The sequence below is a fragment of the Blautia sp. OF03-13 genome, assembly GCF_003460685.1.
GTDB lineage: Bacteria > Bacillota > Clostridia > Lachnospirales > Lachnospiraceae > Fusicatenibacter > Fusicatenibacter saccharivorans.
This window is the reverse complement of sequence record NZ_QTVR01000026.1, coordinates 1-25,194: the sequence shown is the minus strand read 5'-3', so window position 1 is coordinate 25,194 and position 25,194 is coordinate 1. Positions and strand designations below refer to the sequence as shown.

The 25,194-nt window shown below is 40.7% G+C and carries 24 protein-coding genes and 1 pseudogene; 24 read left to right on the top strand and 1 reads right to left on the bottom strand.

Annotated features, from left to right (window positions below; all coding sequences use genetic code 11):
• Positions 1-156: 156 nt before the first annotated feature.
• Together tsaA and DXA55_RS15155 are read left to right on the top strand one after the other, a co-directional pair.
• Positions 157-843: a tRNA (N6-threonylcarbamoyladenosine(37)-N6)-methyltransferase TrmO gene (gene tsaA, locus DXA55_RS15160; RefSeq protein ID WP_117509440.1), complete on the top strand. Its 687-nt coding sequence runs from the start codon at positions 157-159 to the stop codon at positions 841-843.
• A 156-nt stretch (positions 844-999) separates the two neighbouring features.
• Positions 1,000-1,662, top strand: coding sequence for a YkgJ family cysteine cluster protein (locus DXA55_RS15155; RefSeq protein ID WP_117509393.1), 663 nt, complete (start codon positions 1,000-1,002; stop codon positions 1,660-1,662).
• 103 nt (positions 1,663-1,765) lie between these two features.
• Here the strand turns inward: DXA55_RS15155 and DXA55_RS15150 are convergent, their stop codons facing one another.
• Positions 1,766-2,173 carry a LytTR family DNA-binding domain-containing protein gene (locus DXA55_RS15150; RefSeq protein WP_158554971.1) on the bottom strand — a complete coding sequence of 136 codons (408 nt, stop codon included), beginning with the start codon at positions 2,171-2,173 and terminating at the stop codon, positions 1,766-1,768.
• 428 nt (positions 2,174-2,601) lie between these two features.
• Here DXA55_RS15150 and DXA55_RS15145 point away from each other — a divergent pair, with 428 nt between their 5' ends.
• The 22 genes and pseudogenes from DXA55_RS15145 to DXA55_RS15045 all read left to right on the top strand — a co-directional run bounded on the left by DXA55_RS15145 (position 2,602) and on the right by DXA55_RS15045 (position 25,174).
• The gene (locus DXA55_RS15145; RefSeq protein WP_022461015.1) at positions 2,602-3,054 is read left to right on the top strand and encodes a hypothetical protein; all 453 of its coding nucleotides are present in this window, start codon (positions 2,602-2,604) and stop codon (positions 3,052-3,054) included.
• Between the two features lie 62 nt (positions 3,055-3,116).
• Positions 3,117-4,196, top strand: a pseudogene (locus DXA55_RS15140) (UDP-N-acetylglucosamine 4,6-dehydratase family protein); the annotation flags it as partial.
• On the top strand, positions 4,193-4,981 hold the full coding sequence (locus tag DXA55_RS15135; protein WP_055266469.1) for a tyrosine-protein phosphatase: 789 nt from the start codon (positions 4,193-4,195) through the stop codon (positions 4,979-4,981). The pseudogene DXA55_RS15140 and the gene DXA55_RS15135, both read left to right, overlap by 4 nt.
• A gap of 45 nt (positions 4,982-5,026) precedes the next feature.
• A complete protein-coding gene (locus DXA55_RS15130) occupies positions 5,027-5,902 on the top strand; it encodes a hypothetical protein (RefSeq protein ID WP_055266467.1) in 876 nt (291 codons plus the stop codon).
• A gap of 11 nt (positions 5,903-5,913) precedes the next feature.
• The gene (locus DXA55_RS15125) at positions 5,914-7,317 is read left to right on the top strand and encodes a polysaccharide biosynthesis tyrosine autokinase (RefSeq protein WP_055266465.1); all 1,404 of its coding nucleotides are present in this window, start codon (positions 5,914-5,916) and stop codon (positions 7,315-7,317) included.
• A 15-nt stretch (positions 7,318-7,332) separates the two neighbouring features.
• On the top strand, positions 7,333-8,814 hold the full coding sequence (locus tag DXA55_RS15120) for a polysaccharide biosynthesis tyrosine autokinase (RefSeq protein ID WP_117509390.1): 1,482 nt from the start codon (positions 7,333-7,335) through the stop codon (positions 8,812-8,814).
• Positions 8,815-8,826: 12 nt separating this feature from the next.
• Complete coding sequence (locus DXA55_RS15115) at positions 8,827-9,477, top strand: sugar transferase (protein WP_022461009.1); 651 nt, start codon at positions 8,827-8,829, stop codon at positions 9,475-9,477.
• Positions 9,478-9,692: 215 nt separating this feature from the next.
• Positions 9,693-10,109, top strand: coding sequence for a glycosyltransferase (locus DXA55_RS17940; protein WP_242998598.1), 417 nt, complete (start codon positions 9,693-9,695; stop codon positions 10,107-10,109).
• A gap of 59 nt (positions 10,110-10,168) precedes the next feature.
• Positions 10,169-10,771 carry a glycosyltransferase gene (locus DXA55_RS17935; RefSeq protein ID WP_242998595.1) on the top strand — a complete coding sequence of 201 codons (603 nt, stop codon included), beginning with the start codon at positions 10,169-10,171 and terminating at the stop codon, positions 10,769-10,771.
• 218 nt (positions 10,772-10,989) lie between these two features.
• Complete coding sequence (locus tag DXA55_RS15105; protein WP_117814558.1) at positions 10,990-12,099, top strand: EpsG family protein; 1,110 nt, start codon at positions 10,990-10,992, stop codon at positions 12,097-12,099.
• A 14-nt stretch (positions 12,100-12,113) separates the two neighbouring features.
• Complete coding sequence (locus DXA55_RS15100) at positions 12,114-13,205, top strand: glycosyltransferase family 1 protein (RefSeq protein WP_199605850.1); 1,092 nt, start codon at positions 12,114-12,116, stop codon at positions 13,203-13,205.
• Positions 13,206-13,210: 5 nt separating this feature from the next.
• Positions 13,211-14,098, top strand: coding sequence for a glycosyltransferase family A protein (locus DXA55_RS15095; RefSeq protein WP_117814557.1), 888 nt, complete (start codon positions 13,211-13,213; stop codon positions 14,096-14,098).
• 268 nt (positions 14,099-14,366) lie between these two features.
• Entirely contained in the window at positions 14,367-15,062 is a 696-nt protein-coding gene (locus DXA55_RS15090) for a glycosyltransferase family 32 protein (protein WP_117814556.1), read from the top strand.
• Positions 15,063-15,246: 184 nt separating this feature from the next.
• Positions 15,247-15,618 carry an acyltransferase gene (locus tag DXA55_RS15085; RefSeq protein ID WP_158565099.1) on the top strand — a complete coding sequence of 124 codons (372 nt, stop codon included), beginning with the start codon at positions 15,247-15,249 and terminating at the stop codon, positions 15,616-15,618.
• Positions 15,615-16,811, top strand: a complete 1,197-nt coding sequence (locus DXA55_RS15080; protein ID WP_117814554.1) for a glycosyltransferase — start codon at positions 15,615-15,617, stop codon at positions 16,809-16,811. Before DXA55_RS15085 ends, DXA55_RS15080 begins: the two co-directional genes overlap by 4 nt.
• A gap of 16 nt (positions 16,812-16,827) precedes the next feature.
• A complete protein-coding gene (locus tag DXA55_RS15075; protein WP_117814553.1) occupies positions 16,828-17,862 on the top strand; it encodes a glycosyltransferase in 1,035 nt (344 codons plus the stop codon).
• On the top strand, positions 17,859-19,031 hold the full coding sequence (locus DXA55_RS15070; RefSeq protein ID WP_117814552.1) for a glycosyltransferase: 1,173 nt from the start codon (positions 17,859-17,861) through the stop codon (positions 19,029-19,031). Before DXA55_RS15075 ends, DXA55_RS15070 begins: the two co-directional genes overlap by 4 nt.
• A 285-nt stretch (positions 19,032-19,316) precedes the next feature.
• Positions 19,317-20,321 carry an acyltransferase family protein gene (locus tag DXA55_RS15065; RefSeq protein ID WP_117814551.1) on the top strand — a complete coding sequence of 335 codons (1,005 nt, stop codon included), beginning with the start codon at positions 19,317-19,319 and terminating at the stop codon, positions 20,319-20,321.
• 15 nt (positions 20,322-20,336) lie between these two features.
• Complete coding sequence (locus DXA55_RS15060; RefSeq protein ID WP_117814550.1) at positions 20,337-21,488, top strand: polysaccharide pyruvyl transferase family protein; 1,152 nt, start codon at positions 20,337-20,339, stop codon at positions 21,486-21,488.
• Positions 21,485-22,666: a Coenzyme F420 hydrogenase/dehydrogenase, beta subunit C-terminal domain gene (locus DXA55_RS15055; protein ID WP_117814549.1), complete on the top strand. Its 1,182-nt coding sequence runs from the start codon at positions 21,485-21,487 to the stop codon at positions 22,664-22,666. Before DXA55_RS15060 ends, DXA55_RS15055 begins: the two co-directional genes overlap by 4 nt.
• Complete coding sequence (locus DXA55_RS15050; protein ID WP_117814548.1) at positions 22,654-23,547, top strand: glycosyltransferase family 2 protein; 894 nt, start codon at positions 22,654-22,656, stop codon at positions 23,545-23,547. The genes DXA55_RS15055 and DXA55_RS15050 overlap by 13 nt, the downstream gene beginning before the upstream one ends.
• Before the next feature lie 208 nt (positions 23,548-23,755).
• Positions 23,756-25,174, top strand: coding sequence for a lipopolysaccharide biosynthesis protein (locus tag DXA55_RS15045; protein ID WP_117814547.1), 1,419 nt, complete (start codon positions 23,756-23,758; stop codon positions 25,172-25,174).
• Positions 25,175-25,194 lie beyond the last annotated feature (20 nt).

Here is a 25,194-nt window from a genome sequence, read left to right as displayed (position 1 = left end):
GTGACCCGTAACGTGTAGTATCCGCAGGGGAGTCGGCGAAGGGGAATGCGCATGGTGGACTTTTCAAAAACAAAATGTTAAGATAAAACATATGGTAATGATTCAGAGCCATGCGAAATAGAAGAGAAGATGCAGGAAAGAAAAGGAGTAAGAAACGTGGCAGAAGAAATTGCAATGAAGGTGATCGCCCGAATCCACACGGATTTCCCGGAAAAATTCGGGATTCCGAGGCAGAGCGGACTGATCGAAGAACTAAAGAGTACGATCGTTTTTGAACCGGAGTTCCGCGATGCAAATGCACTGAGGGGGCTGGAAGAATATTCCCATCTCTGGTTGATCTGGGAGTTTTCGGAAGCCGTGCGGGATACCTGGTCTCCGATGGTGCGGCCGCCGCGGCTTGGCGGAAATAAGCGTGTCGGCGTATTTGCTACGCGTTCGCCGTTCCGTCCGAATCCGATCGGTCTTTCTTCGGTAAAGCTGGAATATGTGGAGCAGCATCCGTCGCTTGGTCCGGTATTGCACCTTACGGGAGCAGATCTGATGGACGGCACACCGATTCTGGATATCAAACCGTATCTGCCGCATGTAGACAGTCACGTGGAGGCACTTGGCAGCTTTACGGAAAAGACGAAAGAATACTTTATTCCGGTTGAGATTCCGGACGAGCTGCTGGAAAAGGTTCCGGCAGACCACCGTGCGGCGCTGAAAAAAGTGCTGGAGCAGGATCCGCGTCCATCGTATCAGAACAGCGAAGAACGCGTCTACGGACTTTCCTTTGCGGGAATGGAAATCAAATTCCAGGTAAAGGACGAGGTACTGCATGTTGTGGGAGTAGAAATGTGAGGAAGAAATAAAGATCGGGAGAAAAGACCGAAAGCAAGGATCGAAAGCAAAGATCAAAAGCGAAGATCAAAAGCAAAGATCAAAAGCAAGGATTAAAAGCAAAGATCGAGAGAAGAGACCAAAAGCAAGGATTAAGAGAAAAGATAGGAAGAAAAAATGGAACGAAATGTAGAGATAGATAAAATTTCAGATGGAAAACGATACGGAGCTAATGATCTTGTAAAAGTGGGCTGCGACGACTGCCGCGGATGCTCCGCCTGCTGTCATGGGATGGGAGATTCGATTGTACTCGACCCGATGGATGTCTACCGCCTGGAGAAAAAGCTGGGAAAGACGATGGAAGAGATTTTGCTGGCTGGGAACGTGGCGCTTCGTGTCGTGGACGGTGTTATTCTGCCACATCTGAAGATGACAGAGCAGTCAGACCGGTGCAGCTTTTTAAATGAAGAAGGCCGCTGCAGCATCCACGATGCACGCCCGGGCTTCTGTCGGATGTTTCCGCTGGGTCGGCTGTATGAGGATGGAACATTTTCTTATTTCCTTCAGGTGAACGAATGTCCGAAGGAGAACAAGACAAAGGTCAAGGTCCGCCGCTGGCTCGATACGCCGGAGCTTGGGAAATACGAAGCCTTTACGACAAAATGGCATTATTATCTGAAGGAAAAACAGAATGCGGCGCGCGAAAGCGAGGACGATGCATTCCGGCAGCAGATCAGCATGAACATTCTGAAGCTGTTTTATCTGCTTCCGTATGACGGAAATACAGATTTTTATACACAGTTTGCAGCTCGAATGGAGCTTGCAGCAGACAAGCATTAAGCAAAAACATATATTAACAGGAGAGGCTGTCGCACGAAGCGAAAACACTACAAAATCTATATTTTGTGGAAATTTTTCTTCGTGCGGCAGCCCTCCTGTTTTTTTATATCGTTTCGTAGGAAAACTTTCCTGCTCCGGCGTAGACCAGGAAGGCTTCCCGGGTCTCACGCCTTCGCCGGCGGCTGCAGAAAATGATCTGCCCATTTTTCAGCAGAACTTCGCCAGTTACCTGTACAAGGGAAACGTGGGCAAAGTTGATCAGCAGACCTTTTCCGCCGTGGAAAAAACGATCACTTGGTGTAAGGCAGACCGTCAGGTCGGCAAATGTGCAGCGGGTTGTAAAATCTCCCTGAATGGTGTGGAGAATCAGTCGGTGCTGGCAGGCTTCAACGTAAATCAGGTCGTCGAGCGCCAGCCGGTATTTTTGGGAAACACCCTGTGAGATAATGACTGGAATTTCGAGCAGAACAGAATCGTTCGGATCGAGTGGGAATATTAATTTGGAATACAAGAAAAACACCTCCGGGAAAGTATACCGTTTGCGTCGAAGTGCAGCCGTTCAAGTCGAAGCGGTTGTCCAGCGCAAAGAAACATGATAGGGTACAAAATAAAAGCAGGAGGAGAGCATTACAGCAAACATCATAAAAATACAAAGTGTAGTTTAACACAGTGACAGAATCTCATTCAAGCCGAATTGACGGACTTCTGTTAAAATCGTTCGACAGAAAGTGACACCGTATGGCAGAAAGGGGCGAAAAAAGTAAAAAAAGGAACGATAGACAGAAAAAGCAGAAGAAAAAAACAGGAAAATCAAAAGAAAATCGAAAGAAAAGGAGGCAGAGAAGATTGACGATGCGAGATTGATTTGGTATAATATTCCAAAAATAATTATTACATATAACATTACCATAAAAGAATAAATATCATATGGAGAGAAATATGAACAGAGAAGTAGAAACAATCAGAGAAAAAGTACATACAACAGCAGATGCAGCATTATTTTTATGCTTTCAGGAAGTGAAGGGAAGCCATTCCAAAGGAGTGATCCGGCTGCCGCTGCTTCATTATGACATTCCGTTTGAGGGATACGGAGAAATGCTGCTTCGGATGAACCGCATTTATGACCTGCTCGGCATGCCGGATGCAGGAAGCTGTATGCGGAGCCTTTCAGAAGGGGAAAAAGAAGAGTGGGAATTTACAGATGAAATGAAGAACAATCAGGATACAACGCTTCCAGCCGGAACCGAGCGTATGGTCAGTATTCAGATTCAGTTCCGACAGCACTGTAGTCTGCAGGGATTTCTGATCTGCGGAAAACAGAAAGCAGGTTTTCGTTCAGCACTTGAAATGCTGTATTTACTGGAAGATTGTCTGCAGGAACAGGATAACTGAATACGGGAGAAAAACGCAACAGAATGAGAGTGGGAGCTATGAAGGAAGAAAAAAAGATCAGAAAGAAAATAAAAATTGAGGATTTGTTGCCAAGAGATCCCATCCGGGTGGATCTCGATGCAATCCTGGGCTATGTGAAGGGAAAAACAATCCTGGTAACAGGCGGAGGCGGTTCGATCGGAAGTGAGATCTGCCGCCAGCTGGCCGGACACGACGTCGGGCATCTGATCATTTTTGACATCTACGAAAACAATGCGTACCAGATTCAGAAATCTCTGGAATGGGAGTTCCCAGATCTCAATTTGACAGTACTGATTGGTTCTGTGCGGGATGAGCGGAGGCTGGAATCAATTTTTTCGAAGTACTGGCCGGACATCGTCTTTCACGCAGCAGCCCACAAGCATGTGCCGCTGATGGAGGACAGCCCGAATGAAGCGATTAAAAACAATGTTATTGGAACCTTAAAAACGGCGCGCACAGCAAGCCATTATCAGGTAAAGAAGTTTATCCTGATATCAACAGACAAGGCAGTCAACCCGACCAACATCATGGGAGCGAGCAAGCGGCTCTGTGAGATGGTGATTCAGCTGATCGGAAGACACAGCACGACAGAGTTTGCGGCAGTGCGCTTTGGAAATGTACTGGGAAGCAACGGAAGTGTCATTCCGCTGTTCCGCCGTCAGATCGAACACGGCGGTCCGGTGACGGTTACGCATCCGGATATCATTCGATATTTTATGACGATTCCGGAGGCAGTCAGCCTTGTACTTGAGGCAGGCGCCTATGCGAAAAACGGTCAGATCTTTGTCCTGAATATGGGAGATCCGGTCAGAATCGCAGACCTGGCCAAAAATATGATCCGCCTTTCCGGATATGAGCCGGAAAAAGAAATCAAGATCAAATACATTGGCCTGCGACCCGGCGAAAAGCTGTATGAGGAACTTCTGATGAATGAAGAGGGCATGCAGACCACAGAAAACAGCCGGATTTTTATCGGCAGACAGATTGCATTTGACGAGAAGGTATTCCGGGAGCAGATAAAGGAACTCGCGAAGGAAGCGGAAAACGAATGTCCGGACATCTGTTATCTGGTAAAGAAAATGGTACCGGAATACCAGTACGAAGGAGAAAAACAGGGATGACGGACCTTCATGTACATATTCTGCCGGGAGTGGACGACGGATCCCCGAATTTGTCCACCTCCCTTGAAATGGCAGAAATGGCGGCACAAAGCGGGGTGCGTATCCTCGCGGTGACGCCGCATGCAAACCAGACGGGAATCGAAGGCGTGGAGGACGGATACGTCAACTACGAATCGGAACAGTTAGAAGAGCAATTTTACCGTCTGGAGAGGGAAATCAACAGAGAACACATTCCCATCAGCCTGGTGCGCGGCATGGAAATCATGAGCATCGGACCGCTGGAGAAAAAAATCAGAGAGAGAAAGCTGATACCGCTCCATGAGAGCCGCTATTATCTGATCGAGGTGCCGTTTGATATGGCGCCGGACGGAATCAGAAAGCGGCTGCTGGAATTTCCGGCGATGGGAAAAATCCCGGTGCTGGCGCATCCGGAGCGGTATTTCTGCGTGCAGGATACACCGGAGCTTCTATACGAATTCCGGGAAATGGGCGCGGTTTTGCAGATCAACAAAGGAAGCGTGTTTGGAAGATTTGGAGAAGAGGCTGAGCGGACAGCAAGGTTTCTACTGGAAAACCGCCTTGCGGGCTGTGTGGCAAGCGATGCCCACGGAGCCGATTACCGGACCACGGACATGCGGCCAGTCCGGCAGTTTCTGGAGGAGCGGTATGGAGAAGCGTATGCACAGCTTTTAGTGAAAGTGAATCCGAGAAGAATCCTGGAGGACCGTCAGATTTTCTATGAACCGTCCCCGGAACGAAAACGGAAAAGACGCTGGTTCCTCTAAAAACAGGAAGAATGGCGTTACAGAAACGAAAGGAGCATCTTTGATATGCACAAAACGAGAGCGGCAGTTCTCATTCTGTTTCTGGCTTCCACACTTGCCTTTGGCGGGTGTCTGGTGCGGCAGCAGACGGGAAAAGACGGAAAAGGGCCGGAAATTACGATGGACAACAGTGAGATTTCTGCCAGCATCCATGCAGAGGAGTCAGAACTTCTGGCCGGAGTAACTGCTTACGATAAAAAAGACGGCGATGTGACGAGTTCTCTTGCTGTGGAACATATTTCGAATTTTGTGGAAAAAGGGCGGCGGAAAATCAGTATCGTCGCCTTTGATTCCGATAACCACGTTACGCATGCGGAGCGGGAACTGGTGTATAACGATTACACCTCACCGGTCTTTTCCCTGGATCGCCCGCTGCGGTTCAGCCTGAATGCAGATGATCTGACAGAGGGACTTTCCGCGGAGGACTGCCTGGACGGAACGATTACCGACCGCATCCGGATTTCTTACGAGGATGAGATCAGCAGTACACCGGGACTGTACCACGTGACATATTCGGTTGCAAACCGCGCCGGAGATGTGACAAGTCTTCCGGTGACAGTAGAACTCTACGATCCGGCAGAGGAGAACGGAAGGCCGCAGATTACCCTGAGCGATTACCTGATTCATCTGGATCTGCAGCAGCCATTTGATCCGCAGGCATATCTGGAAAGCGTGAGTGTGGATCAGATGCTGTATGAAAAGAGAGAAGACGGTGCGCTTCATGCAGCTTCGTATGAAGAAGAGCTTCTGGGAGAAAATCAGTTTTCCATTGACAATCCGGTCGATACCGGCAGTGCGGGTGTTTATGAAGTGACATACACTGCGACAGCGGAGGATGGGCAGACAAGCTCCGTCCGCCTGATCGTCTGTGTAAACGAATAGGGGGGATCCAGATGGGAGAATACGACAGAACAGGAAACGGGCAGAGCAGCAAAACAGACTGGGATCTCCGAAGTATCCTGTGCGACATTGCAAAAAACTGGTGGGTCATCCTTCTGATTGCCTGTTCGGCGGCAATGATAACCTATACTGTGATGGCGACCGTACACAAAGACCGGTATACGGTAAAAACCACATTTGCCGTTATGGGACGCGGGGTGGATGCCAATGCGGCATCGAGCCTGTCGGCCACATATGAGATGGCACAGAAATTTGAAGCAATTCTGGAAAATACGATTTTGAAGAAAAAAGTGATGGAGGAGCTCAGCCTGTCCTCGTTTCCGGCAAAAATGAATGCTTCCATTGTGCCGGAATCCAATCTGATGGAGCTGTCTGTGACCGCAGATTCGCCGGAAATGGCATTTCGGATCTTAAAGTCGGTACTGAACAATTATACGAGCATTTCCGACTATATTATTCCGAATGTAGTGTTGGAGACACTGCAGCAGCCGCAGGTTTCCGGTGTGCCATCGAACCAGATTCCGACCAAAAAGTATGCCGCGACCGCATTTCTTGCGGCAGCCCTTGCTATGGCGGCACTCATCGGACTCTTTTCCTTTCTGCGGGATACCGTCAAAAATGAGGCAGAATTCACCCGCAAAATCGATGCGGACCTGCTGGGCGTTGTGTATCACGAAAAGAAGAAGAAAAACAGCTCCATGCTGATTACCAATCCGGCGCGGAGCTTTCTGTATGTGGAATCCTTAAAGCGTATTGCATCGCGTGTGCGGGGGCGTCTGGACCGAAAAGGCGGAAAAGTGCTGCTGGTGACCAGTGTGGCGGAAAATGAAGGAAAATCGACCCTTGCGGCAAATCTGGCGCTTGCTCTTGCAGAAGAGCAGAACCGTGTACTGCTTTTGGACTGCGATTTCCGACAGCCGGCGTTACATAAAATCTTTGAGATTCCGGAAAAAGACGGAAAGGATTTCGGAAAGGTTGTCCTCGGAAAAGAGTCGGCATCCGGCGTTTTTGAGAAACACAAGGATACCAACGTATATACCGGAATCTGCCGTAATCGTCTGGAAGAGCCGTCGCTTGCAATCGGCGGTGAGATTTTCCACCGGATTCTGGAGACATGCCGGACCAATATGGACTACATTATTCTGGATACGCCGCCGATGGGAATGACGGCGGATGCAGAAGAGCTTGCAGAGTATGCCGATGCGGCAGTTCTTTCCGTGCGGCAGGACGGCGTACTGACGAGGGATATCAACGATGCGATTGATGCATTGAACCAGAAAGAGGAAAAAGTGATCGGCTGTGTATTTGGAAATGTTTACCCGGGATTCGGTGAGCGGATCGGCAACAGCTACGGTTATGGATATGGATACGGCACCTACAGCAGGGCAGAACGATAAGAGGGAGCAAAGAGCATGAGCAGAGAAACGTATGAAACCTATTCGGCGGAACCGGAGAAAATCGATCTGATCGCCTTTCTGGCAGAATATTTCCAGGCATTCCGAAAATTCTTTTTGGGCGTGCTGATTCTTGTGATCCTCATGGGAGGCGGCTCCTTTCTGACGGCAAAGCTGCGGTATCAGCCCATGTATGAGGCATACACCTCATTTGTGGTCGGATCAAACCGCGCGGTCGGCTATTCCTATTATGACAATGTGACGGCGCAGCAGCTTGGAAAAACCTTTCCTTATATCGTAACAAGCGGTGTATTAAAGGATGTTGTAGCACGGGATCTTCAGGTGGGAGCAGTGACATCCCAAATTGAGGCGAGCGTGATGGAAAACACCAACCTGTTCACAATTCGCGTAAAAGATTCTTCACCGGATACGGCATATCGCGTACTTCAGTCCGTCATTACCAATTATCCGGAGGTAGCAGAGTACATAATCGGTGCGACAACGCTGACGGTGGTAGACGACAGCGGCGTACCGGTATCCCCGATCAACAGCCAGGATGCGGTACATGCCGGAATGATCGGAGCAGCGGCGGGACTTGCCGTTGCACTGCTTTTGGTCTTCATCTATGTGAGAACAAGAAAAACAATTCGCCAGGCAGATGACGTGAAAAAGCTGACGAACGCAGCGTTCCTTGGAAATCTGCCGGAGGCGAAAATCAAGAAACGAAGCAACGTAAAAGAACAGACCATCACGATCTGTAACCCCAAAGTGCCGGATTCCTTCAAAGAAGCAATGCAGCTCATCCGGACAAGAACAGAGGACGGGCTTGGAAAAGCCGACTGTCCGGTTTTGCTTGTGACAAGCTCTGTGCCGGGAGAGGGAAAGACGACCGTTGCCGTGAATCTCGCAGAGGCATTCGCAAAGAAGAAGTACCGCGTAGTGCTGCTGGACGGAGATCTGCGAAATCCGTCGGTATTGAAGTGTATTGGACTTTCCGAGCGGAAGGGACGTGGAATCATAGGAGTGCTGAAAGGACAGATCAGCCTGGATGAGGCACTTACCGATTATCGGGATCTGTCGCTGAAAATTCTGCCGGGTGTCGGAAGTACACAAAATCCGGCCGGCCTGCTGCGTTCCGCGCGGATGAAAACGCTGATCGAAGAATTGAAAGAGGATGCGGATCTTCTGATTATTGATACGCCGCCGTGCGGAGTACTGTCGGATGCATCCCTTTTGGGCGGAATCGCAGATTCTGCAGTTCTTGTCGTACACCAGGGAACTACCAAGGACCGTGAAGTACAGCGGGCACTGGAATTCTTCGAGGATTCGCAAATTCCGGTCTGCGGCTATGTACTGAACGGCGTGCCGGAGGGTGCGACAGGCTACGGATACAGCACCTATGGCGGTTATGGCTACGGAAAATATGGTTATGGTTACGGAAAGTACGGCTATGGAAAAGAAAAAGAAGGCCGGAAAAGTAACCAGTCGGTGAAAGAATAGGGGGAAGAAAACATGAGGGAATCTGGAATTTATCAAATGTATCTGAAAAATCTGCTGGACCGGCTGCTTGCATTGGTTGGAACGGCAGCACTGTCGTGGCTGCTGATTTTGCTTGGCATAGCGATCCATCTCGATTCGCCGGGACCGATTTTCTTCCGGCAGAAGCGGGCAGGAAAGAACGGCACGTATTTTTACATATATAAATTCCGCACGATGCGTATCGATACCCCACATGATATGCCGACCCATATGCTGAATAATCCCGATCTTTTCATCACAAGAGTCGGACGGTTTCTCCGGAAAACATCCCTCGATGAGCTGCCACAGCTCTTTAATATCCTGAAGGGCGATATGGCGCTGGTTGGCCCGCGTCCGGCACTCTGGAATCAGTATGACCTCCTTACGGAGCGTGAGCAGTACGGCGCAAACAGCGTCCGTCCGGGTCTTACCGGATGGGCACAGATCCATGGACGCGATGAGCTGCCGATCCGGCAAAAAGCTGAACTGGATGGATATTATGTGCACCATATCCAGCTCAAAATGGATCTGGAATGTCTCTGGAGAACAGCAGGAGCCGTACTGCGGCAGGATGGAATTCACGAAGGAAGACTGGAAAAACAGCAGATGAAGGGTGCAAAAGAGGTTGTGAAGGTTGGAAAATAGAAGAAGACAAAAAAATAGCAAAGATAGCAAAAGATAGGAAGAAACGGGCAGGATGTTTTTGGGGATGAAAGCATGCTGCCCCGTTTTGCACAGAAGCTGGAAAATAATGAGAAAAGTAATTGCATATTGATTGAAAGATGATATAATTTATAAATAAAAATAATGAAATTAGTAATGAAATAATGCGAATTATTACACCGAAACAGGAAAGAAAAATGAAAAAACGAATTCTAATTGTAACCAATCATTCGTATATGTTCTGGCAGTTTCGCAAAGAATTGGTGGAAGCATTGCAGAAAGAGCATGAAGTGATTCTTGCCATGCCATTTGTCGGACATGAAGAAGATTTTCGGAAAATGGGAATCGAGTGTATTCCCATATCTATGAACCGACGTGGTGTGAATCCCTTTGCTGAGGCAAAGCTATTGTGGGATTATAAGCGGCTTCTGCAAAAAATCAGCCGGACTTTGTGCTTACATATTCCATTAAATCAAATATCTATATGGGTCTGCTCTGCAGTTGCAAAAAGATTCCCTATTATGCCAACGTACAGGGACTTGGAACTGCATTCCAAAAACCAGTACTGGCCGGATTTGTTACGGTACTGTATCGAATGGCTTTCCGCAAAGTAAAATATGTCTTTTTTGAAAATAAAGAAAACGCACGCGAATTCAGTGAAAGAAACATCATATTGGAAGATCGTCAGGTTGTCCTTCCCGGTGCGGGAATTAACCTGGAAAAATACAAAATGGAACCTTACCCGAACCATAGATGTGTCCATTTTCTGTATCTCGGACGCATCATGAAAGAAAAAGGAATAGAAGAACTCTTTTACGCCGTTCGGCGGCTGAAAGAAGAAAACGAAGACTTTGTCCTTGATCTGGCCGGATTCTTTGAAGATATCTACAAAAAGCAGGTAGAAGAACTGGAACAGCTTGGAATCGCCCATTTTTACGGCTTTCAGTCAGACCCGCGCCCATTTTATACAGAAGCAGACTGTGTTGTTCTTCCCAGCTACCATGAAGGCATGAGCAACGTCCTTTTGGAAGCGGCAGCAACCGGCCGCCCCGTTATCACAAGCAATATCCCGGGCTGCCGGGAAAGCGTAGAAAATGGCAAAAGCGGTCTGCTGGTCGAAGCAAAAAACAAAGAGATGCTGTATCAGGCAATGAAAAAGATGCTGCATTGCAGTAGAGAAGAACGGGAAAAAATGGGAAAAGCAGGAAGAGAGAAAATGAAAAGAGAGTTTCGGAAAGAAGCCGTGGTAGAGAGAACGGTGAGGAGCCTGGAGTAAAAACAGGCAAAGACAAATCGAACCGGAAACTTATGAGGAAATGGGAGTTGTAGAAAAAGCTAAATGGATGATAGAGAGCAGCTTATAAATACAGGTTCTTTGGGGAGGAGTAGTGCGAGGGATTGGACGTGTGCATATAGGCTGTTTTATATTTGAAGATTGAGGACTTGGGAAAGAGTGAGGGGATTGGATTATAAAAGGGAACTGGAGAGAATGACATGACATTGACGAATTATTGGTGGTTGCTGATTTGGATTTTCATTGGAGGAGGAGTGTTAGCGCTTTTTATTCCAAAGCAGCAGGAACTGGTAAATGGGAGAAAAGTAGAACGATGGACGATGCCGACAGCATTGATCTTGATTGCACCATATATTTTATGGGCGGGATTTCGGTCGAATGCGTTTGGAGATACCGGGTCATATCAGAAAGCATTTCGGGAATGTGCATCTTCGTTTGGCGAGATTGGAAATTATCTTTCAAGTGTCACAAAAGATAAAGGTTTTTATCTGCTGATGGCGTTGGAAAAGAGTATTTTTGGTGACTCTTGTAGGCTTTTTTTTATATTACTTGCCGCGTTTCAGATGTTGATTATTATGTGGATGTTTAGAAAATATTCAGAAGATTACTGGTTCAGTATTTTCCTGTTTGTTGCATCTACAGATTATATATCCTGGACGTTTAATGGCATCCGGCAGTTCACAGCAGTTGTTATTGCTTATGCTGCCACGCCGTTCATTTTAAAGAAAAAATACATTCCCAGCATTCTTCTTATTTTGCTGGCATCTACGATGCATCAGTCGGTACTTTTGATGATTCCGATTATTTTTATCATACAGGGAAAGGCCTGGAATAAGAAAACAGTAGTTTGTATTTTAGCGTGTTTGACTGCGTTGCTGTTTGTAGACCAGTTTACAAATATCATGGATTCTATGTTGGCAGAAACACAGTATCAAAATGTGGTAAGTGATTATAAGTCTTGGAACGATGATGGAACCAATCCGCTTCGTGTTCTGGTATATTCGATTCCGATGATTTTATCTCTGATAGGACTGAAATATGTTCAGACGGAAAATGATCCGATGATTAATACCGCTGTTGGTGCAAGTGCTATTGTATGCGGATTATACGTAATTTCGATGGTGACATCGGGTATCTTCCTGGGTAGATTACCTATATATATAAGCTTGTGGTCGCAGTGTATTTTATTACCATGGGAAATCAAACATATGTTTACAGAAAAATCAGCACGTCTTGTCAAAATAATTGCAATATGTTGCTACTGTGTATTTTTCTATTTTCAGATGCACTTTACATGGGGGATTCTATAAGAAAGGCAAGGTAGATGATTAGAGTTTTACAAGTAGTTACCTATATGGGGCGTGGTGGTCTTGAAACTATGCTGATGAATTATTATCGCCATATAGATCGAAATAAGGTGCAGTTTGATTTTTTAGTACATCGCGACTTTGAAGCTGATTATGACAAAGAAATTTTGTCTATGGGTGGAAAAATTTATCGTGTTTCTCGTCTTATTCCATGGAGCAGAGGGTATCGTGAGGAGCTGAAGCGTTTCTTTCGGGCACATCCGGAATATAAGATTGTTCATGTTCATCAGGATTGTCTTAGTTCTGTGGCGCTGCAGTGCGCGAAGGAGTGTGGTGTTCCGGTACGTATTGCACATAGTCACAACAGCAATCAGGATAGAAATCTGAAATATATCATTAAGCGATATTATATGAAACAAATTACACAGTTTGCAACGGATTGTTTTGCATGTGGGAAGAATGCCGGAGATTGGATGTTTGCCGGACATCAGTATCAAATCTTGTACAATGCAATAAATGCATTCGCGTATACTTATTCCTGTGCGAAGGCAGTTGCGATGCGCGAGAGGCTCCATGTGGAACAGAATCTGGTGATTGGTCATATAGGGCGATTTGACGCGCAAAAGAATCATACATTTCTGCTGGATATTTTCAGTGAATGTGTGAAACTTGTGCCGAATGCGAAATTACTTCTTGTGGGGGATGGAGAAGGAAGAAATCATATACAAGACAAAGTAAAAAAGCTGGGACTAGAAGATAAAGTGATTTTTACAGGTGTTTGTAACGATGTGGCAGACTTGCTTAGTGCAATGGATGTATTTGTTTTTCCATCGTTGTATGAAGGCGTTCCGGTTACTATGATTGAAGCTCAAGCTTCCGGTTTGCCGTGTGTGATATCTGACGGTGTTCCGAAGGAGTGCATTATTACATCTGGTTTAGTAACAACGATGAAACTAACAGACATGCCGTGTGGTTGGGCCAAACATATCATAGAAAGATCGCAAACCAAGAGAGAAAATCATTTGAATGAAATTCAAGCTGCCGGATATGATATCGTAACGGCTGCCAAAGAACTGGAAAATTTTTATCTGACAAAATATGGAGAATAATCGCAATGGCTTTTTTGACTGTTTTCACACCGGCTTATAATCGTGCACATACCTTACCACGCACTTATGAAAGCTTATGTCAGCAGGACTGCAAGGATTTTATCTGGCTAATCGTCGATGATGGATCGACAGATGAAACAGCTGATTTGGTTAAGGGATGGCAAAAAGAAAAAAACGGATTTGAAATTCAATATATTTATAAAGAAAATGGAGGAATGCATACTGCGCATAACAAAGCTTACGAGAATATTCATACAGAATTGAATGTTTGTATTGATTCAGATGATAAGATGGCGCCAGGATCCGTTGGCAAAATCCAATGGGCATGGGAAAAGGTCAGAGAAAAGGACTATGCCGGATTGATTGCACTGGATGCTGACTTTTCCGGAACTATTATTGGAAAAGGATTTCCGGATGGAATGAAGGATACGACTTTAGGAGGGTATTATGCGGCAGGAGGTTCAGGGGATAAAAAGCTGATTTACCGTACGGATGTGATCAACAGCGTTCCTCCTTATCCGGTTTTTCCCGGAGAAAAGTATGTAGGGCTGGTTTATAAATATACATTGGTAGATCAGAAGTATAAGTTGTTTGTTTTGAATGAAGTAGTGTGTGAAGTTGAGTATCAGGAGGATGGGTCGACAAGTACTATGTGGAAGCAATACTTGAAGAATCCACAAGGCTTCGCTTTCTTGAGAAAAATTGCTATGAAGTATCCTATTAGCAAAAAAAGATTGATTAGGGATTGCATTCATTATTGTTCTAGCAGCCAAATTGCAGGAAACAAAAAATATATTCAGGAATCCCCTAGGAAAATGCTTACGTTATTTTGTACGCCTTTAGGGTGGGAATTAACCAAGATAATTAAGAAAAAAGTAAAAGAAATGAGTTGACAGAAATAATGGCATATATTTTTGAAGATTACACATTTTATGAGTATTTAAAATGGCTGATGAATTATATGAAGTTAGATAAAAGAGTTTTGTATGGAAAGGAGTGCGGTACACTTTGTCCTCACTCGTTTGTCGTAGTCCGCTACGTTTTCTCATTCGGATAAAATCATCTATAAACTGGGATCTGTAGCTTACGATAAGCCTTTTTCAAACACGCACCAGTGCAAGGATTATAATATGCAAAAAACATTAATGTGGGAGGATTTATATGATTCCAAAAAGAATTCACTACTGTTGGTTTGGAAAAAAAGCATTGCCGGATAAAGCTAAAAAGTGTATTTCGAGTTGGAAAAAGTTTTGCCCGGATTATGAAATTGTTGAGTGGAATGAGGATAATTTTGATATATATCAAAATCCATATACTATATATACATATAAAAATAATAAATATGCCTTTTTGAGTGACTATGCGCGTTTGCAAATTGTTCTTCAGGAGGGTGGTTTGTATTTTGACGTGGATGTAGAAGTTGTAAAATCATTAGATGAGTTGTTGTCTCATGAAGCTTTTTTCGGGTTTGAGACATCGGATTACGTGAATACAGGTATTGGCTTTGGTGCCGTAGCAGGAAATCAAATAGTTGAGAATATGCTGAGAGAATACGATGTTTTACTTGACGGCGAGCATGGTACTATAGGATGTCCTATGTTGAATACTTCTGCTTTGGTTAAAAGAGGGTTGGTGCAAGATGGATCAAAGCAGATTATTGATGATGCTGTGATATATCCGGCTCAATGTTTTAATCCTTATGATGATCCAACAGGATGTCTAAATATGACAGATGAAACGTATTCTATACATTGGTTTGCTAAGAGTTGGATGGATAAGAAAACAGTTATGAGAAGTAGGTTACTGAAGCCAATTCATCGTATGTTTGGGACGGAAATCTTCAGAAAGGGAAAATAGGTAAATGAAACCATACTTTAGAGTAACATGGAATATGATTAAATTTAATTTGAAAAGAATTTTTAGGTGTAATAATTTGAACATAAGCGGATTGCTTATGTTTGGATATAATACGAAAATATCTGTATGTAAATCGAGCCATGTAACGCTAGGGAGAAATATAGTAAGTGATGGAAGATGTGTTATGATTGTAGATCAGGACGCTAAGATTGAAATTGGTGATAGATGTTATTTTAATGAAGGAATGATGATTAGTGCCAAAGAAAGTGTTGTAATAGGGGCGGGATGTCAGTTTGGACCAAATGTGAAAATTTTTGACAACAATCATTGCTTTAACAAAGAACAGGGCGTACTAGAAAAACATAGTTCATCAGGAATAAATATAGGAAAAAATTGTTGGATTGCTGCTAATGTAACGATATTAAAAGGAACATCGATAGGAGACAACTGTGTGATAGGTACAGGATGTGTGGTGAAAGGGCTTATTCCTTCTTCTTCTATCGTTACACAAGAGAGTAAACTGAAAATTGCACAGATTGAAGATAGAAAGTTATGAAGAAGAAAATTTTATTCCTTATGCCCTCAATGTTCATTGGAGGTGCGGAGAGAAGTCTTCTAGGCTTACTCAATACAATTGATTATGAAAAATATGATGTGAGTTTGTTTTTATATAGACATGAGGGAGAGTTCTTTTCTTGTGTACCATCAAAAGTACATTTGCTTACGTCTATTCCAGAATATGGAACTTTTGATATCCCAATTAAAGACTTGTTTATGGATGGTAGGATTCGATTTGGTATGGCTCGTTTGTGGTCAAAAATCTCGATGCGGCTACATTGTATGAAAACACATGAGGAGATGGGAGTTTGGATGGAAATGCAGTATATTTCCAAATCACTTTTAACATTATTGCCTCAAATACCAGGAAGATATGATGTTGGAATTTCTTTTTTAGGGATACCAGATGTCTTATTAGAGAAAGTGGATGCAAAGAAAAAAATTGCTTGGAATCATACTGATTATTCGATTCTGAATCCTGATAGAAAAAGGGATCAGGATATATATACAAGGATTGATTATATAGTGAGTGTGTCTTCGCCTTGTACGGAACAGTTTGTGAAAATGTATCCGGAATTTAGAGATAAGGCAGTTACAATTGAAAATATACTCAGTACGGATCTTCTTGAAATCCAAGCGAAAGAGTTAATTACAGACATGCCTCGAAACGGACATGAAAAAATATTACTTTCTGTTGGTCGTTATTCAGAAGCAAAAAATTTTGATAACATTCCGGATATATGTAAGAGGATACGTGAACTAGGAGTGGATATCATATGGTACATTATTGGGTATGGAGGCGAAGAGTCTTTAATTCGAGAACGAATCGCGGAAGCAGATATGGAAAATTATGTTATTTTGCTGGGAAAGAAAGACAATCCTTATCCATATATCCGAAAATGTGATTTATATGTGCAACCATCAAGATACGAGGGAAAGGCAGTGACCGTCCGCGAGGCACAGGCATTACACAAGCCCGTTGTGATTACAAAATTTGCTACGTCGTCAAGCCAACTTGAGGATGGGAAGGATGGAGTTATCGTCCCGATGAAAAATGAGAAATGTGCTGAGAAAATCGTGATGCTTTTACAAAATGAGACGATTATGTTCCGTATATCAGATAATACATATAAAAAGGATTATTCGAATGTGCAGGAACTAAATAAATTTTATAGATTGATTGAAAACTGACATTTTTGGAGGTTGTATGTTGATTAGCGTAATTATTCCGGTATACAATTCGGAAAAATTTTTGAATAGATGCGTAGATTCTGTTTTGAAGCAAAGCTATAAAGAACTGGATATTATTTTAATAGATGATGGATCTTCGGATAAGAGCGGAGAAATGTGTGATCAATATGCACAAATGGATAAACGAGTCAGAGTTATTCACCAAAAGAATAGGGGAGTTTCAGCAGCAAGAAATAGTGGTCTTGATGTGGCTATTGGAGATTATTGTACATTTGTAGATAGCGATGACTATATTGAATCAGAGATGTATCAGTCCATGATAGATATTGCAGAACAGTATAATTGTGATGTGATTATGTGTGATTGTGTAAAGGAGTTTGGAACAAGAACAGAAGCATACACACATGATATTCGACAAGGGTATTATGATAGAGAACAACTTGAAAAGGAATATTTTCCGCATCTGCTGATTATGCCGAATGTAGAATATCCGCCAACAATTTCAAACTGGCTTTGCCTTTACCGACGAAACCAGAAGCAGAAATCGGAATTTAAAAAAAGAAATAATAATTTGCATTATGAGGAAGGGATCCGCTTTTCAGAGGATTTGTTGTTTGGCGCAGAACTTCTTTACCATGCAGATTCATTTTATTATATGAAAAACCAGTATCTTTATCATTATTGTATGAATGTACAATCGGCTACGCATACTTTTGCAGTTGATAAATGGAAAGATTATGTTGCACTACATAACCGGATAGAAGAAAAGTTTTCATGTTGTATGAACTATGACTTTTCAAAACAGATTGATTTGACATTATTATTTTTTGTATATAATGCCGTCGGTGATATTATTTCCACGACGGAGTTAAATGATAGCGAAAAAATGCAGAAGTGCAAAGTGGTTTTAAGGACGGATAAAGTTCAGCGTATGTTTTCAAGACTACAAATAAGGAAATTGCCTATTCCTTTGAAACTTAAAGTGCTGACATGGATGTATAAATATAGAATTGGATTAAAAATTTTGATTTTGCAGGTGAAATTAAAATGAAGAGAACAATACTATTTATAAATGGGCATTTAGAGGCTGGTGGTTGTGAGCGCTCTTTGACGGATGTTTTGAAAAATATTAATTATGATAAATATGAAGTCGATTTATTACTTTTAGAACGTAGGGGAGATTATTTAGAAGAAATTCCCCAAGAGGTTAATATTAAATTATATTCTTTGGATAATGCTTTCGGAAGTTTGATACCGTGTCTAAAGCAGGCAATAAAGCGGCGCGATTGGTTTTCTTTTTCCTTTCGTATAGAATATATGCTTGGAAAAAAGGTAAATCGTTTTTTTTTAGGTAAGGTAAAAAGACTGTTTGGAGACCTAAGAGACCGCTATGATGTAATTATTGCTTATCGTCCAGGAATATGCACGGAACTTGCAGCATTTACATTTAAAGGGAAGAAAAAAATAACTTGGTGGCATCATGGTATTATGAACTTTTCTGGCATCGCTTTGGAGGAATTACACAGATCGTATCAGAAAATGGATTGTGTGGTTGCTGTTTCTGAGAGCAGTATGGCATTACTGACTGAAAACTTTCCAGATATGAAAGAAAAATTCATAGTGATTCCGAATATGATTGTTTCACATGAATTATCTCTAAAAGCTAAAATGTATGAGGCTGTTGAATTTCAGAATACCGTTTTTAAGATTGTTACAGTAGGAAGGCTGTCTGCTGAAAAAAATATGAGATTATGCCCAGAGGTTGCGGCTGCTCTTAAAAATAAAGGGATTAATTTTAAATGGGTCTTAATAGGGGATGGGGAGGAGAAAAGACATATTTCAAATATGATTGCTAAATATAATCTGGGGGAAAATGTGATTATGCTTGGAACAAATAAAAACCCATATCCATATATTGCAACCGCAGATGTTATGATTCATCCTTCGTTGGTAGAATCACAGGGAATAACGATTTTGGAAAGCATGGTATTAGAAACACCTGTTATTGCAGTAAACTCTGCCGGACCAAGAGAATTTATTATATCAGGTATAAATGGATATTTAGTCGTACCGGAGGTTGATAAGATAGTAAAATTAATAGAAAAAATCTATAAGGATCCAGAACTTAGAGAAAAAATGGTGGAAAATGCCAGAGAGACTGTTCGACGATTTGAACCACAATATATTATAAAGCAAATAGAAGAAATTTTGGAGACGTAGAGATAAAAGAATTTGTAACTATAGCTGTTTGTGATGATAAGTACTACAGATGGGTGCAAATATACTGGAATCATATAAGTAAAACACAGGAAAGCAGTTCCTGGGAAAGATATAAATATGGAAACATCTCAGTAGAAAATAGAAGATATAAAGCTTGATAAAAAGTAAACCGTATTTAAAATAACAGTTTGGAAACAATGGTATAACATTTATGCTTTGTGAAAAAGGCTTTTTCTCGTATTAAAAGCGGCCTGTTGCATAGAGTTCATAAGAGGATGGATTAAAATGAGATTACGCTATATTGATTATACTAAAGGACTTGCGATTATTTTAATGCTTTTTGGACATACAATGACAAAGATTAATTTTGTTCATATATGGATTTATTCGTTTCATATGCCAGTATTTTTTGTCATTGGTGGTATTTTGATGTATAGAAAAGAAACACGGAGAGAATTTGGAGATTTCGTTAGAAGCAATATAATTCGCAGACTTCGGACAACAGCTGTGCCATATTATGTTTTCGGAAGTATGCTTGCAGTGTTTTATACATTATTAAATATTATTGGAGATGAACCGATTTCATTTTTTGAAAAAATGTTTAACTTACTTGCTCTTAAAGGTATTGATTCGCTTTGGTTTTTACCTACATACATTTTAGCGGAAATCATTATGGAATTGATTGGAAACCAGAGAACATATGGAAAGAAATTGCATTTTACCATGATATTATGCAGTTTTTTAATAGTGACATTTTTATCAGATTATATGAGCATCTGGTATTTGGATATACTTTATAAAGTACTGTTGGGTATTTGTTTTATTGGGATTGGACTTTTATGTTCAAGGTTTGCAATTGTAGAGAAAACACCTATTTGTGTAGATTGTGTTTTGTTGATCATTGGATTATTATTGGCGCAAAAAAATGGATCTGTTGAAATGGCAGCAGGTAATATTGGTAACTCGGTAATATATTTTTTGTGTGCCACGGCAACATCAATTGCTATTATGAGTTTGATGAAAAAGGTGGAATATAAGAAAATAAAGCTTTACAAAGTTTTGGAAGTATATGGAAAAAACAGTATCGTGATAGTATGTACAAATAACTTGCTGATTGAAATAATCAGATTGTTTGATTATAAAGTCACTGGAAATTTCTTGGCTTCGACAGGTATGGTTGGATGCGTAATATTTACAATTATTTTAATGGTGATTGAATGGTATTGCATTAAACTTGCAAACGGGACATTTGCTCCGATATTTGGTCGTATTAAGCAGGGTGTACAATGATTTGGAGGTGATCCTATGAAAATAGTTTTATATGGAAATGGGGGAAGTGGAAATCATGGGTGTGAAGCAATTGTACGAGGTACGTTTGAACTACTTCAAGAGTCGTTTTTGATTGCTTCTGAGGCTGTCGAGGAGGATAAAAAATATGGCCTGGAGAAATTGGGGGATATATATGAAGCTAAAACAAGCAAAGTGAATATGGTACAGCTTGCGAAGGCATATGTAAAACTTAAGCTGACAGGCAATTATACGGATATGGATGGAGTACCTTACTTGAACTTCATTGATAATGTTAGGGGAAAGGCAGATCTTGCGTTATCTGTGGGCGGCGATAACTATTGTTATTCAAATCAGTCATTTTATGCTTTTTTGAATCAAGCCTATCAAAAAAAAGGAATAAAAACCGTTTTATGGGGATGCTCTATTGAACCGGACATTATAAAAAACGAACAGGTTTCAAGAGACTTAAAGTCTTATGAAATGGTTGTGGCAAGAGAGAGTATTACGTATAATGCAGTAAAAGAGGTTTGTAGTAAAGTGTTTTTAGCTCCAGATCCAGCCTTTTTTATGCAAGATCAAAAATGTGAATTAGATGAACGGTTTAAGGATAGCAATGTAGTTGGGATCAATATTAGTCCTATGATTATATCTAATGAGACGAATGTCGGAGTTACATATGAAAATTATAAAAAAATGATCAACTATATATTACAGAATACAGATATGAAGGTTGCGCTTATTCCGCATGTTGTATGGAGTCAGAACAATGACCGAGTAGTACTTCAAAAGTTATATAAAGATTTTGAAGAAAATCCGAGATTAATTTTGGTGGCGGATCATAAAGCGCCAGAATTAAAATACATAATTTCTAAATGTAGATTATTTATTGGAGCAAGAACACATGCAACAATAGCAGCATATTCTTCAAGAATTCCAACACTTGTTGTAGGTTATTCAGTAAAAGCACGAGGAATAGCAATGGATTTGTTTGGAACATACAAAAATTATGTGATTCCAGTTCAATCATTGGAACAAAGCGGACAGCTTATAGAAGCATTTAAATGGCTGGAAATGAATGAAGAAAGAATCAGAATACATTTGGAGCAAGTTATTCCAGAATATATTAAAACCGGGCGGGAGATAAAAAATGCCTTGAAAAAGATATGATTGACAGTAGGAGCGTAAATAAGGTAAAAAAAGAAAATTGTTGTGGATGCCATGCATGCTATAATGTTTGTCCGAAGTTTGCAATCAATATGGTTGCTGATAAAGAAGGTTTTTTATATCCGAATGTATCTGTGGAAAAATGTGTTAATTGTGGAATGTGTTTAAATATATGCCCTAGTGTAACAAAGCTACCATTGAATTCCGGGGATAAAGCATATGCTTGTTATGCGAGAAATTGTGAGGAACGTTTGAGCAGTAGCTCAGGTGGATTTTTTTCAGTTTTAGCTAGAAAATTTTTAAATGAAGAAGGAATTATATTTGGTGCTTCTTTTAATGAAAAAATGGAAGTGGAGCATCTTGGGATTTCGAAAACAGAGGAGTTGCATAAATTAAAAGGTACCAAGTATGTGCAAAGTAAAATTGGAACAAATTATAAAGATGTAAAGAGAGAATTATTGAAAGGAAAAAAAGTTCTGTTTTCTGGGACTCCGTGTCAAGTGGCTGGATTGGAAGCGTTTTTAGGTGAAAAGTATGACAATTTGTTGAGTATTGATTTGATATGTCACGGTGTACCATCACCTAGTGTGTGGAAACGATATTTAAATGAACGTTTTGGTGAAGATAATGTAAACGCTATGCAATTTAGAAATAAAAGAGAGGGAATATCGAATGTTAAGCTGGATTATATGCTGAAAAGTGGAGAAATAGTCCAGGAATCGTATAATGAGAGTCCTTATATAAAAGGGTTTATTGAAAATTTTTATACTAGGCCATCATGCTTCAGATGCAACTTTAAGGGAATTAAAAGGTACAGTGATATTACAATCGGGGACTTTTGGAGTGCCAAGGAATTTCATCCAGAAATAGATGATTCATATGGGGTTTCAGGGATTATTGTCCATACAGCAAAGGGCGAGAGGTGGCTGGAAACTGTTAAAGATCAGTTGATTTTATATGATGCTCAGGCAAGTGAAATTGCTGTATGGAATGAGTGTTTGCTAGAGTCTGTTAAAGAGAATCCATATAGGCAGCTTTTTTTTGAAAAATGGACACAGTTTACTATAGAAGATATGATTTCTGAATTAGCTAGAAAGAAAACTAAAGTGAAAGATGGCAACGACAAGAAGAAAAAATTCCGGGACTGGTTTACAGAGAGGATACAGAGATGGTTAGCTTAATTGTTCCATGCTACAATGGAGAAAAATTTATTGCTCGGTGTATAGAGAGTATTCTAAATCAAACAGACCATAATATTGAATTAATTCTGGTTAATGATGGATCAATGGACAGCACATCAGATATAATCAATGGATATCGTGTGGAATTAGAAAATACGCTTGCAAAATTTATATATTTGGAACAAGAAAATCAAGGAGTAGGTGCAGCTTGTAATAACGCATTTAAACGAGCTACAGGTGAGTATTTAACACTTTTGGATTCTGACGATATTTTGCTTCCGGAATCTGTTTCTGAAATGCGCAAATGGCTTGATGAACATCCAGAGCATGGCTTTGTGAGAACAAATGGGTATTATGTTACAGAAGAAACCCTGGATTCTTGCGAGCGGTATTTGGAAGTCAATGATTATATGAAGACGAAAGAAAATATATTTGATGAAATTTTTGAGGGAATAACATATGTATGGCCAGGAACATATATGATTAGGATGGATGTGTTGAAGTCTCTATATCCTGATCGAGAAATATATCCGTCAAGATACGGACAGAATTTGCAATTTTTGATGATGGCTGCATATGTTAGTAGAGCAGGATTTATTGATTGTCCACTGATGAAATATACTCTAAGAAGAGAGTCTCTATCGCATTTTTCATCTGGAGATGTATTGAAAAAGGAACTAAAAGCTATGGAAGGATACAAAGATATTCGGGTTCATTTGGTTGAACATTTCATAGACATAGATAAACAAAAAGAATGGAACAATAGAATAGAAAAGCTTTATGCAAGTGTGTTCTTAAACCTTGTGGTAAAATATGCAGATAAAAATTTTGCCAAGGAGTGTTATGCTAAAATAAAAAAATGTCTGGTAGAACTACTGTAGATTTGAATTTACGTATTACATATTATAAGCTGATGAGTCCTTTACGATATTACGGCCTGAGAGTACTTCGTAAGGTAGGCATTGTAAGATAACGGTTGGTGTTTCGTTGAGAGGTTTATTCGTAATCTTATCTTTGGAATATATAATACTTTGGATGATAAATTTAAACAGTAAATCATTACTGAAACTAAGTGATTGAAGGCAGGATATGAATAATAGAACAAGAAGTGAATATTCCATAATTAATATAGTTACTGGTTTTGGAGGATATTTTATTAATACTGTAGTGGGATATATCTGTAGAATGGTATTTGTAAGATGCTTATCGGCAGAGTATCTTGGTATAAATGGGCTGTTTAGCAATATTCTTTCTATGCTGTCATTGGCAGAACTCGGTATTGGAGGTGCAATAGGTTTTGCACTGTATAAGCCATTAGCAGAAGATAACAAGGAAAAAATTACAACATTAATGCAGTTTTATGGGAAAGCATACAAGATCATTGGAATTGTTGTAGCGATCTTCGGTTTAGTGATGATGCCATTTTTGGGTATAATCATAACCGAACAACCTAATATTGCAGAAAATTTGTATGTCATTTATCTGATTTATCTGTTTAACACTGCGAGTACTTACTTTTTTAGTTATAGAAGTGCATTGTTAACTGCTGCACAACGGAACTACATTGTTTTGGGGGTGAATTATGCAGTTACTATACTTCAAAGCTTGATTCAAATACCGATCTTGATATTTAATCATAATTATATGTTATATTTGTTGATACAGACAATAGGAGTATTTTGTAATAATGTAGTTGTTTCATGGTGGGCTAAGAAAGAATTTCCTTATATAACTAAAAAAAATGTGCAATCACTATCAACATATGAAAAAAAAGAGTTATTTGTCAATATTAAAGCATTAACGCTTAATAAGCTCAGTACAAGTCTTGTGAACAATACAGATAATATTGTATTGACATATTTCAGCGGTTTGGTGTCTGTTGGAGTAACATCTAATTATGTTATGTTGGTGAGCACACTTAGCTCTCTGACATCACAGTTGTTTAATAGCTTAACGGCTAGTGTGGGAAATTTAAATGCAATTGAAAATGAGAAGAAAAAGTATAGGTTTTTCAAAGTATTAAATCTTTCTAATTTCTGGATTTTTGGATGGGGAGCTATCGGAATCATTTTTGTTTCCGGAGATATTGTAAAATTGTGCTTTGGTGAGAAATATATCTTAGACATGTCAATTCCGTTCATCCTTGCTTTGAATTTTTATATTGTAGGGATGCAGAATGCGGTGTATACGTATAAAAACACCATGGGACTTTTTCGCTATGGACAATATATTTTGCTGATTACGGCGTCAATTAATTTAGTATTAGATATTATTTTGGGAAAAACAATGGGAATATTCGGAATATATCTAGCGTCTGCAATCGCTAGGCTGTTGACAAATATTTGGTATGAACCTTATGCTGTTTTTAAGTATGGTTTGAAGGTAAGCTCGTTTCATTATTTAAAAAAATATATAGGATATGCTATTGTTTTATGTGTTACGGGTGGTATTTGTTGTTTTTTTATGCAATTTATGCCAGTTTTATATAGTGGTAAATGTTTTTGCTAAAATTTGCTATTTGCAGTATT